The following is a 16584-nucleotide window of genomic DNA, read 5'->3' as shown; positions in this document are numbered from 1 at the left end:
CTGCCATGGCGGCAAGGGCGTCCTGCGTGGCGTCGACACCGGCGACGACGACGCTGTCCATCGAACGGCCTGCGGCCTTCAGGGCCTGGATGGCGCCGATCGCCATTTCGTCATTGTTGGAGATGACGGCGTCGAATTCCAGGCCGGCGGAGAGCCAGTTGGTCATCAGGTCGGCGCCCTGCGTGCGCGACCAGTTGGCGGTCTGCTCCTCGACGATCGTCAGGCCCTTGCATTCATCGGTCGCGATGACGTCCTTGATGTCCTGCGTGCGCATGCGCGCGGCCTGGTTGGACAGTTCGCCCATCATGACGACGACCTTGCCCTTGCCGTTCAGCAGGCGGCAGACTTCCTTGGTTTCCAGCGTGCCGGATTCCTGTTCGTTGGAGGCGACGAACGCCTGCTTTTCCGGCAGTTCGTTGATGTTTGCTGGCTCGCGGTTGACGTAGACGAGCGGAATGCCGGCATCTGCGGCAGCCTTCGAAAGGGCGGCCGTCGCGTCGGTATCAACAGGGTTGACGATGATGGCGCTGACGCCGGAGGCGATGAAGTTCTGGATCTGGCTCTGCTGCTTGGCGACGTCGTTCTGGGCGTCTTCGATCTGCAGCTCGACGCCGTCGAGCGTCTTGGCGTAGTCGGTCATGCCGTTGCGCAGAACGGTCAGGAAGTTGTCGTCGAACAGCGCCATGGAAACGCCGATCGTTTCAGCGTGGGCGGCGGTGGACATCATCACGGCAAGCGCCGAGCCAAGAATGAATTTTTTCATGTCGTTCTCCTCCTCAATGTGGTGTCCGGTCGCACCACTCAATGACCCGGATCGCTGGCCCTTGCGGGCAGCCGGCCCTCCGCTCCTCCCGGGACGCAAAAGGCCAAAACAGAATAAACAAACCGCGAATTCCGTGTTGCGGAATGTTTATTCCATTTTCTGCTTATGGCGTCAAGCCCGTTCCATTTTACGGCACGGGATTTCCGCCGAAGCTGGGGACGAAGACGGCGGAACGCTCCGCCGCCGTAGATTTTCAAATGTTTTCGCGGATGAAGGCGATGCTCTCGGCAACGGCGGCCTTGGGATCGGCCACGCCGTGCACGGCGGGCGAGAAGGGTTCGAAGGAAAGCGGGCCGGTATAACCGGCGAAAATCAGGGCCTTGATCTGGCTGGTATTTGCCAGCCGGTCGGCCGGGCCGACGAGCACGCGATGGCCATCGCGCATGTCGGAAACGGAGACTGCGGGGTCTTCCACGCCGGAAATGTGGACAAGTCCGGTAAAATCGGCAAACAGCTCCGGCTCGCCGGCAAGATGGTGGTGGAACGTGTCGTGCACCAGACGGAATGTCTGTTCCCCGCCGACCGCCTTGATCGCCTCGACGGCTTCGCGCTTGGAACGCAGCGAGCAGATTTCGAAGCCGAGCGGCTCGACGAGGCCGATGATGCCGGCGGCGTCGAGCAGCGGCTTGAGTTCCGTCAGGGACCGGCGGAGATTGGCCTGGCGCTCGCCGTCGGCCTGACCGGTGCCGTCGTTCTTCGGCACGAGCACGAGGGCCTTCGCACCGCAGGCGCTTGCGTAGTCGATCAGGTCTCTGGCCTCGGCGGCGCGGGCGGGTGTCCACTCATTGAAACGCTGCAGGGCGTTGATCGAGATGATCGTGATGCCGTGGCGCTCGGCCAGCGCCTTGACCTCGGCGGGCGTAGTGCCGTCGAGAATGGCATTGCCGTCGAGATCGTTGCGGATTTCGACGGCGCTGGTGCCGAGCGAGACGGCGAGCGCGAAGAAGGCGTCGAGCGTGAGGGCGGGCGCCGTCATGTGGTTGATGGCGAAAGTCGGCATGGAATGGGTGTCCTCCGGTCTCGGGGCCACCGATAGGGCGGCCTCGCATGCACATGTGAGGATCGGCATGCGCTTGACGGTCGTCAAAGGCCAAGGTGGCGATACCGCCTTCATTGCTGAAAGATTAGCAACAGGCGGTGATGGAATTCTCTCAAGGACGCGTCAGATATTTTCCGGCGTGAACAGATCGAAGGGCAGGAAGGTCTGGCCGGGCACGGCATTTTCACCCTTTTCGATGGCCGTCACCATCAGCGAGACGAGTTCACGGCAGAGTGCTGGCAGGGGCGTACTGATCGCCATGGTCACGACATCGTCGGCAAGCCCGGCTTTCGATTCCGGCGTCAGCTCGTTGACGATAAGCTGGATGCGACCGGCAAAACCTTCCTCGCGCACCGCCGAGATCGCACCCTCCATGCCGCCGCCCGCTACATAGAGGCCGACGAGATCGGGATGCTGGGCGAGCAGGTTGGCGGTCGCCTCATGGGTGATCTCGCTGGTGTCGAGATTGACCAGTGTGTCCAGCACTTCGAACCCCTGGCCCTTTTCGCGGAAGAAGGAACGGAAGCCGATCTCGCGCAATTCATGGCCATGGAAGCGATGGCTGCCGACGAAGATCGCCACCTTGCCGGGGCGCTTGGCGCCGCGCGCGATCATCCAGGCGGCGGTACGGCCGACCTTCATATTGTTGAGGCCGATATAGCCCTGGCGAATGTCCATGGCGAAATCGGACAGCAGGCAGAACAGCGGTATGCCGCGGTTTTTCAGGTCTTCCGCCATAGTCGTCGTCGCGGGATAATCGGGTGCAACGACGGCGAGCGCCTGGTTGCGCGTCGAAAGCTGGCGCAGCATTTCCGTCATCGCCGCCGGCGTCTGCGCATTGATGAACTCGATCTGCGGCACGATGCGGGCAACGGTGCAGGCATTGCAGGCGATTTCGATCTCGCGGGCGAAGTTCTGGTAGAAGGCCTGGTTCGGACGCTGGAAGCTGAAGCCGAGGCGATATTGCGGCAGGTCCTCGAAGACCCGCTGCCGGATGAGGCCAAGCGCGTGATAGCCGATGGCATTGGCCGCCTCGTAGACCCGCCGTGCGGTCTCCTCTCGCACCTTGTGGCGACCGTTCAGCACGCGGTCGACCGTTGCGACGCTGACGCCCGCCGCCTGCGCGAGATCCGAAATTGTCGGTCGCGATGCCATGGCTCTCTCCGTGAAATCTTTCCATCAATCTTAAATGATAGTGAATGATGGAATTTGATGCATTCTATCATGGCAGGATTGAGAGATGCAAGCAGCAGCGCTATCGTTTGACCATCGGATACGGCGGGTCTTTGGACAGCGCCTTGCGGGAGGAAACAGCGATGAAGCCGACGAAGCGGGACTACAGCCTTCTGGGGCGCGATGCCGAGGCGGCCGTTGCCAATGGCCTGGCCGCGGCCGAGTGGTACCACACCGATGTCGCGCGCAAGGAGATGAAGGCGCTCATGCAGCGCGGCGATGCGCCGGCCATTCGCGACACCGCGATCTGGCTCGGTGCCATGCTTATCTCCGGTGCGCTCGGCGCGTGGTTCTGGGGAAATTGGGCCGCCGTGCCGTTCTTCCTGATCTACGGCATGCTCTATGGCTCGGCCTCGGACAGCCGCTGGCACGAATGCGGCCACGGAACGGCCTTCAAGACGATGTGGATGAACGACGCCGTCTACCAGATCGCCTGTTTCATGATCATGCGCAATCCGGTGACATGGCGCTGGAGCCATACGCGCCACCACACGGATACGGTCATTGTCGGCCGCGATCCCGAGATTGCCGTCATGCGCCCGCCGGACCTTGTCCGCCTCGTGCTCAATTTTTTCGGCATCCTCGATGCCTGGCATGCCGTCATCGACATGGTGCGCAATGCGGCCGGCGTCATGAGCGCGGCTGAAAAGACCTTCATTCCCGAGACGGAGCAGCCGAAAGCGATTCGCATCGCTCGTATCTGGCTCGTCGTCTATCTCGCGACGATCGCCGCCTGTTTCGCCTTCGGCTCGATCCTGCCGGCCATGTTCATCGGCCTGCCCAGGCTCTATGGCGCCTGGCACCATGTCATGACCGGCCTTTTGCAACATGGAGGCCTTGCCGACAACGTCATCGACCACCGCCTGAACAGCCGCACCGTCTATATGAACCCGGTGAGCCGCTTCATCTATTGGAACATGAACTACCATGTGGAGCACCACATGTTTCCGATGGTGCCCTATCACGCGTTGCCGCGGCTGCACGCCATGATCAAACACGACCTGCCGGCCCCGAACCCGTCCATTTGGCACGGCTATCGGGAAATGCTGCCGGCCTTCCTGCGCCAGCTGCGCAACGAGGACTATTTCCTCAAGCGCGACCTGCCCGAGACGGCGCGGCCCTACAGGGAAGAATTCCACGCCGAGCCGGCCTTCGTCGCCGCCGAGTAACATCTGATATCCTGGAGGAAAGACCCATGAGCGACAATTGGATCGAAGTCTGCGCAGCCGACGACATCGACGAGGAGGATGTCATCCGCTTCGACCATGCGGGCCGCACCTTCGCGATCTATCGCAGCCCGGAGGATACCTATCACGCGACGGACGGGCTCTGCACCCATGAGAAGATCCACCTCGCCGATGGCCTGGTGATGGATCACATCATCGAATGTCCCAAGCACAACGGCCGCTTCAACTACAAGACCGGCGAGGCCAAGGGCGCGCCCGTCTGCGTCGACCTCAGGACCTATCCGGTCAAGGTCGAGGGCGGCACGGTCTTCATTAGCGTCTGAGGAAACCATCATGGCGAATTTCGTGATCGTCGGCGCCGGCGAATGCGGCGCGCGCGCAGCCTTTGCGCTGCGTGAAAAGGGCTTTGACGGCACGCTGACCCTGATCGGCAGCGAAACCCATCTGCCCTATGAGCGCCCGCCGCTCTCCAAGGAGGCGCTGGTGGCCGGCGCCGGTCCGAAATTCGTCGCCGAACCGCAGCGTTACGTCGAGGCCGGCATCGATCTGCTGCTCGGCCGCACGGTGTCCGAGATCGACCGTGCAGCGAAGCGTGTCGTGCTGGGCGACGGCACGGTCGTTCCCTATGACAGGCTGCTGCTGGCCACCGGTGCGCGCCCACGAACCTTGCCGGGTGCGGCCCATGGCGGGCGCATCCTCGCGCTGCGCAGCCATGACGATGCGGCGCGTATCCGCGAACATCTCGTCGAAGGTAGCCATATCGCCATTCTCGGCGGCGGCTTCATCGGCCTGGAGCTGGCCGCCAGCGCCCGCACGCTGGGCGCGAGCGTCACGCTGGTGGAGGGCCTGCCGCGGGTGCTGACCCGTGGCGTGCCGGCCGTGATTGCCGAAATCGTCGCCAACCGTCATGCCGCCGAGGGTGTGGATATCCTCTGCGGGGCCAAGGTGGCCGGTGTCGAGGAGCGGGCGGGCGAGGTGGCGATTTCGCTGGGCGACGGGCGCGTCGTCAGCGCGGACCTGCTCGTCGTGGGCATCGGCGCCGTGCCCAACTCGGAACTGGCGGAGGCAGCCGGTCTGGCGGTGGAAAACGGTATCGCCGTCGATGGCCTGCTGCGTACCTCCGATCCCGATATCTTTGCCGCGGGCGACTGCACCTCCTATCCGTTGCCGCTCTATGGCGGCCGCCGCATCCGGCTGGAATCCTGGCGCAATGCGCAGGAGCAGGGCCAGCTTGCCGCCGCCAACATGCTGGGCGGTGCGGAAGCCCATACCGCCGTGCCGTGGTTCTGGTCGGATCAGTACGACATGACGTTGCAGATCGCCGGCCTTGCCGATGGCGCCGCGACCACCGTGCGTCGTGACATGGGCGAGGGCGCCTTCATTCTCTTCCATCTCGATGCGGAGGGGCGGCTGATTGCAGCGAGCGGCATCGGGCCGGGCAATGCGGTGGCGCGCGACATCCGTCTCGCCGAAATGCTGATCGCCGCCCGCATCCATCCCGATCCGGCAGCGCTCGCCGCGCCGGAGATCAAGCTCAAGAAACTGCTCGCCACCTGAGGGAGACTGCCCGTGAAGACCAAGAGACCGACCGTTGCCGATATCCAGGCGATGAAGGGCAAGCGCCAGCTCACCATGCTGCGCGTCGTCACGCTCGAAGAGGCCGCCGCCGCCGAACAGGCAGGCATCGACCTCGTCTCCGTGCCGCCGGCTCTGCTCGGGCCGGCTTTTCGCGAAGTAGCCCCGACCGTCTTCGCCTTTCCCGGCCTCGAATACGGCGATTTCATCACCGCCGACGACTATCTGCGCGGCGCGTTCCAAGCGATGCGGGCGGGGGGCGATGCCGTCTATTGCGCGGCGGGCCTTTCCACCGTGCGGCGGCTGCGGGAAGAAGGCATTCCGGTCTGCGGCCATGTCGGCCTCATTCCTTCAAAAGCGACCTGGACGGGCGGTTTCCGAGCGGTCGGCAAGACGGCCGACAGCGCGCTGGAGATTTTCCGGCAGGTGAAAGCGCTGGAAGAGGCGGGTGCCTTTGCCGCCGAAATCGAGGTCGTGCCGGGCGAAGTCGCTGCGGCGATCAGCGCAAAAACCTCGCTCGTCATGCTCTCCATGGGCGCCGGCACGGGCTGCGATGCGCAATATCTCTTTGCCGACGATGTGCTCGGCCAGAACCGCGGCCATTATCCGCGCCACGCAAAGGTCTACCGCAATTTCGCAGCGGAATATGATCGTCTCCAGCAGGAGCGCATCGCCGCCTTCAGAGAATATGCGGATGACGTGCGCTCCGGCGCCTATCCGGAAAAGGGCCATCTCGTCGGCATCGAGCCGTCGGAGCTCGCTACCTTCCTTGAGCGTCTCTGTTCGTGAAGGTTCCCTCCTGCGGGAAAACCGCCTATGTAGGCGGTCGAAGGCCTGAGGAGACGTTCATGAAAATCATCGACACCGACCACCCGTTTTACCGTCCGCTCTGGCGGCGGGTGCTGCTGGTCGGGTCCTGCGCGGCATGGACGGGCGTCGAGTTCTACAACGGCGAACAGACCTGGGGCACGATCTTCCTCGTCGTGACCGCCTATGCCTTCGCCAACCTCATCCTGTTTTTCAAACCCTCCGATCCGGCCGCCAAGCCGCCGGAGGAGACGAAGAGCTAGCGCATGTCGCGCAAAAGTGTGCAGCGGTTTTGCGAAAACGACATGGGCAAAAACAAGAAGCTAAAGCGCATGGAGCGAATCTGAAAGATTGCGGCGCGCTTTAGCGCGAAAGCCCGAGGCTCTCTTCCACCCTTAGTCTCCGGATCGTCTCGTCGATCAGCATGTTGGCGATCTTCATGCGCAATGTCGCGTTGGCGCGCAGGTCCTCCGGTGCGCGGTCGGGGTGGTTTTCCCGGGCAAAGCTGCGACGGCGGGCGAGCAGGTCGTCCACACCTTCCTTGCCGGTGAGGGCGAGATCCTCGGCAATCTCTGCCGGCGCGGTGCGCATGAGATGCGGCGGCTGGGCAGGGGGCGGCTCGGGCGCCGGCTGCGGCTCAGGCTCCGCAGGGCGCGGCGCCTCGTAGAGATCGAGATAGGCGGCCGCCGCCTGTGAACCGGAGACGAAGGTGCTGCCGGTGCCGATGCCGGCAAAACCCGAGTTCAGGCCACGAATCTCGCCGGGGCCGTCGTCTTCCACAGGCTCTTCGGCCGCATCCTCCTCGGCCTGACGCGCCTCGGCCTTCAGCCTTTCCAGCACGGATTCGAAAACGGTCATGCCGAACATGGTGTCTTTCTCCGTTCAGTCCGGCGAAAGCATCCGGCTGCGTTGCAGGATGAGATCATAGAGCAATTTGGCGCTCGGGGGGAGCGCCCGGCCTTTCACGGAAATCAGGCTGTAAGGCTTGATGTCGATGTCGAAATCCGTGTTGAGAATGCTGATCTCGCCGGCCTGCGCGCCGACATCGGCGATGAACACCGCCATGTCGCGGGCGACGGGTGCGATGGCGTTCGAGCCGCAGACGATGGCGGTGGTCAGCAGGATCGACGAGGTGTTGACGACGGTGGACGGCAGCGGCACGCCATCGGCGATGAACAGTTCTTCGATGCGGCGGCGCAAAAGCGTGCCCGCCGGCTGGAACACCCAGTCGAAATGCGGGAGATCCGCGAGGCCGACGACCGGCTTTTCCGTCAGCGGATGGCCCTTGCGCACGATGAGGCAGGCCTTTTCCACACCGATCTCCGTGACGTTGAACAGCCGCGGATTGAGGTCGTCGGGCACGCGGGCAATGATGAAATCCTGCCGGGCGGCCAAGAGTTCGCGAGCGAGCACGTTGCTCGTCTCCACGCGCACATTCACCTCGATGCCCGGATAGGCGGCGCTGACCTGCTGGATCGCCGGAACGGCCAGACTGATCGCCGGTGCGGTGACGGAACCCAGATAGACGGAACCGCCGGTGCCGGATTTCAGCGCCGAAAGCTCGCGGTCGACCTCGCGCAGCTCGAGCAGGATGGTGCGCGCCCGCCGCGCGAAGGCCCGGCCGAAGGCCGTCAGCGCCACGCCGCGCGACACGCGCTCGCAAAGCTGCGCCTTGAGGATCGTCTCCATTTCCGTCAGCATGCGGGAGGCGGCGGGCTGGGTGATGTTCAGCACATCGGCCGCTGCACTCACCTGCTTGTGCTCCTCGATGGCGACGATCATGCGCAGATGATTGAGTTTCAGGCCGCTGCGCAGCAGGCCGACGCCTTGCAGATTGTCGCCGCCCTCGTCGGGAAAAAGCGGCTCCTCGGTGTCATCCTGCAAACGCATCGTGCCCTCGATGGTAAAAATATTATATATCTGCCTCTCTATACCAATTTTGGTATCGAATTAGAAGCTCATTGCATTTGACAGTTATGGCAATTCGTACGAGGTTTCGCCAATGTGCGCTGGGGTCCTTGGGAGTGGGGACCGGCGGGCTCCTATGCTCACCAGTCCAGGCCGTCGCCTGAAAGCGACCCCGCCCGTGCACAGAACAATGCCTGGCTCAACGGCCAGTGCGCACAAGGGAGAGACCTTTCTATGAAAATGATCACCTCGCTTCTCGCGGCCGCTGCCATCAGCGTCGCGTCGTTCGTCGCCCCGGTTTTCGCCCAGGATAAGGGCATGGTCGGCATCTCCATGCCCACCAAGACCTCGACCCGCTGGATTTCCGACGGCGAGACGATGGAAAAGCTGTTCAAGGAAGCCGGTTACACGCCGGACCTGCAGTTTGCTGACGACGACATTCCAAACCAGCTGGCCCAGATCGAAAACATGGTCACCAAGGGTGCCAAGGTTCTCGTCATTGGCGCCATCGACGGCACGACGCTCTCCGACATCCTGCAGAAGGCTGCCGACGCCGGCGTGAAGGTCATCGCTTACGACCGCCTCATCCGCGATTCGGGCAATGTCAGCTACTACGCCACCTTCGACAACTTCCAGGTCGGCGTTCTCCAGGCCACCAGCCTCGTCGACGGCCTGAAGGCGAAGTTCCCGGACACCAAGCCGTGGAATGTCGAACTCTTCGGCGGTTCGCCTGACGATAACAACGCCTTCTTCTTCTACGACGGCGCGATGTCGGTCCTCCAGCCGCTGATCGACAAGGGCGACATCGTCATCAAGTCGGGCCAGACCGGCATGGAAACCGTCGGCACGCTGCGCTGGGACGGTGCCGTTGCCCAGGCGCGCATGGAAAACCTGCTGTCCTCGACCTACACCGACGGCCGCGTCGATGGCGTTCTGTCGCCCTATGACGGTCTCTCCATCGGTATCCTGTCGGCCCTGAAGGGCGTCGGCTACGGCTCGGGCGACCAGCCGATGGCCATTGTCACCGGCCAGGACGCCGAACTGCCGTCCGTCAAGTCGATCCTCGCTGACGAACAGTATTCGACCGTCTTCAAGGACACGCGCGAACTCGCGAAGGTCACTGTCGGCATGGTCAACTCGATCCTCGAAGGCAAGGAGCCGGAAGTAAACGACACGAAGACCTACGACAACGGCGTCAAGGTCGTTCCGTCCTACCTCCTTAAGCCGGTTGCCGTCGACAAGTCCAATGCCGAGAAGATCCTCGTCACGGACTCGGCCTACTACACGGCCGACCAGCTGAAGAACTAATCGTTCTCAAATCTCTCCGGGGTTCGCGCCACGCGCGCGAACCCTCTTTTCTCCGGATCGCAGAGCGAATAGGCTCAGTCTCCCTGTCGAAGGGCGATCACTGGCCGCTGGAAACTGGTACATGAGCAAGACCCTTCTCGAAATGCGTGGCATCACGAAGACGTTTCCGGGCGTAAAGGCGCTCGACAACGTCAACCTGAAGGTCCGCGAAGGCGAGATTCACGCCCTTGTCGGCGAAAACGGCGCCGGCAAATCTACCCTCATGAAAGTGTTGAGCGGCGTCTATCCGGCTGGCTCCTACGAGGGCGAAATCCATTTCGACGGCCAGGTCCGTCACTTCTCCACGATCTCCGACAGCGAGCATCTGGGCATCATCATCATCCACCAGGAGCTGGCGCTCGTGCCGCTCCTGTCGATCGCCGAGAACATCTTCCTTGGCAACGAGGTCGCGACGAACGGCGTCATCGACTGGAAGCAGACTTTCCGCCGCACGCAGGAACTGCTCGACAAGGTGGGCCTGAAGGATTCACCCGGCACGCTGATCACCGATATCGGCGTGGGCAAGCAGCAGCTGGTGGAAATCGCCAAGGCGCTGTCGAAGAAGGTGCGCCTGCTCATCCTCGACGAGCCGACCGCCTCGCTCAACGAAAAGGACTCCGACGCGCTCCTGAAGCTGCTCATGGAGTTCCGCACGCAGGGCATGACCTCGATCATCATCTCGCACAAGCTGAACGAGATCAAAAAGGTCGCCGATCAGATCACCATCCTGCGCGACGGCGGCACGGTGGAGACGCTGGACTGTCATCACGAGGATATCTCGGAAGACCGTATCATCAAGGGCATGGTCGGCCGCGAGATGGAAGACCGCTATCCGGCGCGCGAACCGAAGGTCGGCGAGACGCTGCTGGAGGTGAAGAACTGGAACGTTTTCCACCAGCATCACCGCGACCGGCAGTTCCTGCACGATGTGAGCTTCACCGTGCGCGCCGGCGAGGTCGTCGGCATCGCCGGCCTGATGGGTGCGGGCCGCACCGAGACGGCGATGAGCCTCTTCGGCAGGAGCTGGGGCCACAAGATTACCGGCGACGTCACCATGCGCGGCAAGCCCGTCGATGTGAGCACGATCCCCAAGGCGATCGATGCCGGCCTTGCCTATGTCACCGAGGACCGCAAACATCTTGGCCTCGTGCTGATCAACAACATCATGCACAACACGACGCTGTCCAACCTGAACGGCGTGTCGTCGAACATGGTCATCAACGACCGGCAGGAAGCCAAGGTGGCCTCCGACTACCGCTCGAAGCTGCGTATCCGCTCGCATTCGATCTATCAGGAAACGATCAACCTTTCGGGCGGCAACCAGCAGAAGGTCGTGCTGTCGAAGTGGCTTTTCACCAATCCCGAGGTGCTGATCCTCGATGAACCCACGCGCGGCATCGATGTCGGCGCCAAGTTCGAAATCTATTCCATCATCAACCAGCTTGCCGCCGAGGGCAAGGGCATCCTCATGATCTCGTCGGAGATGCCGGAACTGCTCGGGACCTGCGATCGCATCTATGTCATGAACGAAGGACGCATCGTGGCCGAGCTTTCGAAGGCGGAAGCAAGCCAGGAATCCATCATGCGCGCCATCATGCGCTCCGGGGAGAAACACTAATGTCCACCGATACCGCGACCAAGACGACCCAGCCTTCGGTGGGGGAATATCTCAAGAAGAACATCCGCGAATACGGCCTCTTGGTCGCGCTCGTCGTGATCATGATCTTCTTCCAGATTCTGACCAACGGCGTGCTGTTCCGCCCGGTCAACATCACCAATCTGGTGCTGCAGAACTCGTTCATCGTCATCATGGCGCTGGGCATGCTGCTGATCATCGTGGCGGGGCATATCGACCTGTCGGTCGGCTCCATCGTCGCCTTCACCGGTGCCATGTCGGCGATCATGCTGGTGAAATGGGGGCTGCCGGCCGTGGTCGTCGTGCCGCTCGCGATCCTCATGGGCGCGATCATGGGTGCGGCGCAGGGCTATTGGGTCGCGTACCAGAAGATTCCGTCCTTCATCGTGACGCTCGCCGGCATGCTGGTCTTCCGCGGCATGACCTATGTCGTGCTGTCGGGGCGCCCGGTCGGTCCGTTCCCGAAAGAATTCCAGGTTCTCTCCACGGGTTTCGTGCCGGATTTCCTGTCGATAACCGATCCCTCGACCAGCCTCATCAAGAACTACGTCGCGCTCGTCGCCGTGCTGCTGCTCGTCGGCTATGCCGTCTATGCCGGCCTGCGTGAGCGCCGCCTCAATGCCGTCAACGAGACCGAGAACGAGCCCTTCGGCTTCTTCGCGGTGCAGATGGCGATCATCGGCGTGGTTGCGATCTTCATCGGCTTCCAGCTCTCGACCTATCGCGGCCTGCCGAACGTTCTGATCATCATGGGCCTGCTGATCGCGCTCTACACTTTCGTGACGACGCGCACGACGGTCGGCCGGCGCATCTACGCCATGGGCGGCAATGAGAAGGCCGCGAAGCTTTCGGGCATCAACACCGAGCGGCTGACCTTCTACACCTTCGTCAACATGGGCGCACTCGCAGCCCTTGCCGGCATGATCATCGCCGCCCGCCTCAATTCGGCGACGCCGAAGGCCGGCGTCGGTTTCGAACTCGACGTTATCGCGGCCTGCTTCATCGGCGGCGCCTCGGCGTCCGGTGGCGTCGGCAAGATCACGGGTGCCGTCATCGGCGCCTTCATCATGGGCGTCATGAACAACGGCATGTCGATCATGGGTATCGGCATCGACTACCAACAGCTCATCAAGGGCCTGGTGCTGCTCGCCGCCGTGTTCTTCGACGTCTACAACAAGAACAAGGGCTGACCGGGACACCGGTCGCCCACCCGATTGCAGAAGAGTTTGACCGGTCGCTGGTGCGGCCAGTGTGGTGACGTCTGTCCGCCGCAGGAGCGGAGCTTTGGCCGGCGCCGATCTCAGGAAGGAAACGAAAATGCTGATTTCGCAGGTAGCAAAGGGCGATGGCTCGATCGCCGTCGTCGTGCGGGAAGAGGGCGGCAAGGGCCGCACCGTCAAAGGTGCTGAAAGCGTCTATGCGCTGGCGCTGGAAGCCGCCAACAGCGGACAGTCGCTCAAGGCCGTCATCGATGCCAAGGGTCTGGGTGACGAGGTCGATCTGGAGACCGCTTATGCCGACGGCCGACTGCTGTCGCCGATCACCCATCCGGATGCCGCGCATCTGCATCTGACGGGCACGGGCCTCACCCATCTCGGCTCGGCCGCGACGCGCGATTCCATGCACAAGAAGACCTCGGAAGCTGCGGAAGAGACGCTGACGGATTCCATGAAGATGTTCCGCATGGGCCTCGAAAACGGCAAGCCGAAGGCCGGCGAGAAGGGCGTGCAGCCGGAATGGTTCTACAAGGGCAACGGCACCCAGGCCGTGGCACCCGGTTCCGCGCTGACCTCGCCCTCCTTCGCGCTCGATGGCGGCGAGGAGCCGGAAATGGCGGGCATCTATGTCATCGCCGCCGATGGTTCGCCGTTCCGCATCGGCTTTGCCGTGTCGAACGAGTTTTCCGACCATGTGACGGAACGGATCAACTATCTCTACCTCGCGCACTCCAAGTTGCGGCAGGCGAGCTTCGGCCCGGAAATCCGCGTGGGCGCGGCGCCGGACGATATCCGCGGCTTCTCGCGCATCGTGCGTGGCGGCAAGGTTCTCTGGGAAAAGCCCTTCGTCTCCGGCGAGGCGAACATGTCGCATACTTTCGCCAATCTCGAATACCACCATTTCAAATACGGCCTGTTCCGCACGCCAGGCGATATCCACGTCCATATGTTCGGCACGGCGACGCTGTCCTTCGGTGACGGCATCCGTACGGAAGAGGGCGACGTGTTCGAGATCGGCGCGGATGGTTTCGGCCTGCCGCTGCGCAATCCCCTGGCGATTGCCAAAGAAGAAGAAATCGAAATCCGCCAGTTGTAGGCGACGGACAGGAGGCTGAGGCCATGACCATCCACCAGAACCTGATTGCCGGCGAATGGGTCGGCTCCGATGCCATCGAGAACATCAACCCGTCGAATACGGGCGATGTCGTCGGGCGGTATGCCCGCGCCACTGTTGAGGACACCAAGGCGGCGATTGCCGCCGCCAAGTCTGCCTTCCCGGCCTGGTCGCGTTCCGGCATCCTCGAGCGCCACGCGATCCTGCGCAAGACCGCCGACGAAATCCTCGCCCGCAAGGACGAACTCGGCCGCCTGCTGTCGCGCGAGGAGGGCAAGACGCTGGCGGAAGGCATCGGTGAGACCGTGCGCGCCGGCCAGATTTTCGATTTCTTCGCGGGCGAGTGTCTGCGCCTTGCCGGCGAGACGCTGCCCTCGGTGCGGCCGAATATCGGCGTCGAGATCACCCGTGAGCCGGTCGGCGTCGTCGGCATCATCACTCCGTGGAATTTTCCGATCGCCATTCCCGCCTGGAAGATCGCGCCGGCGCTCTGTTACGGCAACACGGTGGTCTTCAAGCCGGCGGAACTCGTGCCCGGCTGTTCCTGGGCGATCGTCGATATCCTGGTGCGCGCCGGCCTGCCGAAGGGTGTCCTGAACCTCGTCATGGGCAAGGGCTCCGTCGTTGGCCAGACCATGCTCGACAGCCCCGATGTCAACGCCGTCACCTTTACCGGCTCCACCGGCACCGGCAAGCGCGTCGCGCTCGCCTCCGTCGAGCATAACAGAAAATACCAGCTCGAAATGGGCGGCAAGAATCCCTTCGTCGTGCTCGACGACGCGGACCTCAATGTCGCCGTCGAGGCCGCCGTCAACTCGGCCTTCTTCTCGACCGGTCAGCGCTGCACGGCCTCCTCACGCGTCATCGTCACGGAAGGCATCCATGACCGTTTCGTCGCCGCTGTCGGTGAGCGGCTGAAGAGCGTCGTCGTCGATGACGCCTTGAAGGCCGGCACGCATATCGGTCCTGTCGTCGATCAAAGCCAGCTCAAGCAGGACACCGATTATATCGAGATCGGCCAGAAGGAGGGCGCCAAGCTTGCCTTCGGCGGCGAGCTGCTGAAGCGCGACACCCCCGGCTTCTACCTCGCGCCTGCGCTCTTCACCGAGGCGACGAACGACATGCGCATTTCGCGGGAAGAGATTTTCGGCCCGGTTGCCGCTGTCATCCGCGTGAAGGATTACGAGGAGGCGCTGGCGGTTGCCAACGATACGCCGTTCGGCCTTTCCTCCGGCATCGCCACGACCAGCCTCAAGCATGCGACGCATTTCAAGCGCAATGCCGAGGCCGGCATGGTGATGGTCAATCTGCCGACGGCCGGCGTCGATTTCCATGTGCCCTTCGGCGGCCGCAAGGGATCGTCTTTCGGCTCGCGCGAGCAGGGCAAATACGCCAACGAATTCTACACAACCGTCAAGACCGCCTACACCCTGGCGTGAGACACAGGCTGCCCGGCATTCGGGTGGTCGCTTCGAGGACTGGAAAGATGACGAAGAAAGCGGAATGGCCACGCAGGCTGCGCTCACAAGAATGGTACGGCGGCACCAGCCGTGACGTGATCTATCATCGTGGCTGGATGAAGAACCAGGGATACCCGCACGACCTGTTCGACGGGCGCCCGGTGATCGGCATCCTCAACACCTGGTCGGACATGACGCCGTGCAACGGCCACCTGCGGGAGCTCGCCGAAAAGGTGAAGGCCGGCATCTGGGAGGCTGGTGGCTTCCCGATGGAGGTGCCCGTCTTCTCGGCCTCGGAAAACACCTTCCGCCCGACGGCGATGATGTACCGAAACCTCGCGGCCCTCGCCATCGAGGAAACCATTCGCGGCCAACCGATGGACGGCTGCGTGTTGATGGTCGGCTGCGACAAGACCACGCCGTCGCTGATCATGGCGGCGGCTTCCGTCGACCTGCCATCGATCGTCGTCACCGGCGGCCCGATGCTCAACGGCTATTTCCGCGGCGAGCGCGTCGGCTCCGGCACGCATCTCTGGAAGTTCTCCGAAATGGTGAAGGCCGGCGAGATGACGCAGGAAGAGTTCCTTGAGGCCGAAGCCTCGATGAGCCGTTCCTCCGGCACCTGCAACACGATGGGCACGGCCTCCACCATGGCTTCCATGGCCGAAGCGCTCGGCATGGCGCTGTCGGGCAATGCCGCCATTCCCGGCGTCGACAGCCGCCGCAAGGTCATGGCGCAGCTCACCGGCCGCCGTATCGTGCAGATGGTCAAGGACGACCTCAAACCCTCCGACATCATGACGAAGCAGGCCTTCGAGAACGCCATCCGCACCAATGCGGCGATCGGCGGATCGACCAACGCCGTCATCCATCTGCTCGCCATGGCCGGCCGCGTCGGAATCGACCTGACGCTGGACGATTGGGACCGTTGCGGCCGCGACGTGCCGACGATCGTCAACCTCATGCCCTCGGGCAAGTACCTGATGGAGGAGTTCTTCTATGCCGGCGGCCTGCCGGTGGTGCTGAAGCGCCTCGGCGAGGCGGGCCTCCTGCACAAGGATGCGATCACCGTGTCGGGTGAGACGGTCTGGGACGAAGTCAAGGACGTCGTCAACTGGAACGAGGACGTCATCCTGCCGGCCGAAAAGGCGCTGACGCAGTCGGGCGGCATCGTCGTTTTGCGCGGCAATCTCGCGCCGAAGGGCGCGGTGCTGAAGCCGTCGGCTGCCTCGCCGCAC

Annotated in this window: 16 protein-coding genes; 11 read left to right on the top strand and 5 right to left on the bottom strand. The window is 63.0% G+C overall.

The genetic code is table 11. The annotated features are described in order from the left end of the window. From ACOZKU_RS03445 to ACOZKU_RS03435, 3 genes are all read right to left on the bottom strand, one after another. Positions 1-763: substrate-binding domain-containing protein (locus ACOZKU_RS03445; protein ID WP_421577673.1), on the bottom strand; the 763-nt coding region annotated here is incomplete at its 3' end. Between the two features lie 253 nt (positions 764-1016). After that, positions 1017-1823, bottom strand: coding sequence for a TIM barrel protein (locus ACOZKU_RS03440; protein WP_421577672.1), 807 nt, complete (start codon positions 1821-1823; stop codon positions 1017-1019). A 162-nt stretch (positions 1824-1985) separates the two neighbouring features. Next, a complete protein-coding gene (locus ACOZKU_RS03435) occupies positions 1986-3017 on the bottom strand; it encodes a LacI family DNA-binding transcriptional regulator (RefSeq protein ID WP_421577671.1) in 1032 nt (343 codons plus the stop codon). A gap of 161 nt (positions 3018-3178) precedes the next feature. Here ACOZKU_RS03435 and ACOZKU_RS03430 point away from each other — a divergent pair, with 161 nt between their 5' ends. From ACOZKU_RS03430 to ACOZKU_RS03410, 5 genes are read left to right on the top strand one after another with little or no spacing between them, the layout of a single operon-like run. Continuing rightward, a complete protein-coding gene (locus tag ACOZKU_RS03430; RefSeq protein ID WP_421577670.1) occupies positions 3179-4264 on the top strand; it encodes a fatty acid desaturase family protein in 1086 nt (361 codons plus the stop codon). A 26-nt stretch (positions 4265-4290) separates the two neighbouring features. Beyond that, complete coding sequence (locus tag ACOZKU_RS03425) at positions 4291-4605, top strand: MocE family 2Fe-2S type ferredoxin (RefSeq protein WP_421577669.1); 315 nt, start codon at positions 4291-4293, stop codon at positions 4603-4605. Between the two features lie 10 nt (positions 4606-4615). Next, positions 4616-5839: an NAD(P)/FAD-dependent oxidoreductase gene (locus ACOZKU_RS03420; RefSeq protein WP_421577668.1), complete on the top strand. Its 1224-nt coding sequence runs from the start codon at positions 4616-4618 to the stop codon at positions 5837-5839. A 12-nt stretch (positions 5840-5851) separates the two neighbouring features. Next, entirely contained in the window at positions 5852-6646 is a 795-nt protein-coding gene (locus ACOZKU_RS03415) for a 3-methyl-2-oxobutanoate hydroxymethyltransferase (protein ID WP_421577667.1), read from the top strand. A 59-nt stretch (positions 6647-6705) separates the two neighbouring features. Further along, positions 6706-6927 (top strand): hypothetical protein, encoded by a 222-nt coding sequence (locus ACOZKU_RS03410; RefSeq protein WP_314085662.1) that lies wholly within the window; start codon positions 6706-6708, stop codon positions 6925-6927. A gap of 100 nt (positions 6928-7027) precedes the next feature. Here the strand turns inward: ACOZKU_RS03410 and ACOZKU_RS03405 are convergent, their stop codons facing one another. Both ACOZKU_RS03405 and ACOZKU_RS03400 read right to left on the bottom strand, forming a co-directional pair. Beyond that, complete coding sequence (locus ACOZKU_RS03405) at positions 7028-7531, bottom strand: hypothetical protein (protein WP_314085660.1); 504 nt, start codon at positions 7529-7531, stop codon at positions 7028-7030. A 15-nt stretch (positions 7532-7546) separates the two neighbouring features. Beyond that, positions 7547-8554: a LysR family transcriptional regulator gene (locus ACOZKU_RS03400; RefSeq protein WP_421577666.1), complete on the bottom strand. Its 1008-nt coding sequence runs from the start codon at positions 8552-8554 to the stop codon at positions 7547-7549. 252 nt (positions 8555-8806) lie between these two features. On the opposite strand from ACOZKU_RS03400, the gene chvE reads away from it, so the two are divergent. From chvE to ACOZKU_RS03370, 6 genes are all read left to right on the top strand, one after another. Then, positions 8807-9880 carry a multiple monosaccharide ABC transporter substrate-binding protein gene (gene chvE / locus ACOZKU_RS03395; protein WP_298100967.1) on the top strand — a complete coding sequence of 358 codons (1074 nt, stop codon included), beginning with the start codon at positions 8807-8809 and terminating at the stop codon, positions 9878-9880. A gap of 121 nt (positions 9881-10001) precedes the next feature. Then, the gene (gene mmsA / locus ACOZKU_RS03390) at positions 10002-11537 is read left to right on the top strand and encodes a multiple monosaccharide ABC transporter ATP-binding protein (RefSeq protein WP_421577665.1); all 1536 of its coding nucleotides are present in this window, start codon (positions 10002-10004) and stop codon (positions 11535-11537) included. Continuing rightward, positions 11537-12745, top strand: coding sequence for a multiple monosaccharide ABC transporter permease (mmsB, locus tag ACOZKU_RS03385; protein WP_314085652.1), 1209 nt, complete (start codon positions 11537-11539; stop codon positions 12743-12745). Before mmsA ends, mmsB begins: the two co-directional genes overlap by 1 nt. Before the next feature lie 127 nt (positions 12746-12872). Continuing rightward, positions 12873-13868 carry an AraD1 family protein gene (gene araD1, locus ACOZKU_RS03380; protein WP_314085650.1) on the top strand — a complete coding sequence of 332 codons (996 nt, stop codon included), beginning with the start codon at positions 12873-12875 and terminating at the stop codon, positions 13866-13868. Between the two features lie 23 nt (positions 13869-13891). Beyond that, complete coding sequence (locus ACOZKU_RS03375) at positions 13892-15325, top strand: aldehyde dehydrogenase family protein (protein ID WP_421577664.1); 1434 nt, start codon at positions 13892-13894, stop codon at positions 15323-15325. A gap of 47 nt (positions 15326-15372) precedes the next feature. After that, positions 15373-16584 (top strand): dihydroxy-acid dehydratase (locus ACOZKU_RS03370; RefSeq protein WP_421577663.1); only part of this gene is annotated, 1212 nt, incomplete at its 3' end.

The sequence above is a fragment of the Shinella sp. M31 genome, assembly GCF_049199205.1.
Taxonomy (GTDB): domain Bacteria; phylum Pseudomonadota; class Alphaproteobacteria; order Rhizobiales; family Rhizobiaceae; genus Shinella.
This window is presented reverse-complemented; position numbering and strand designations above follow the sequence as displayed.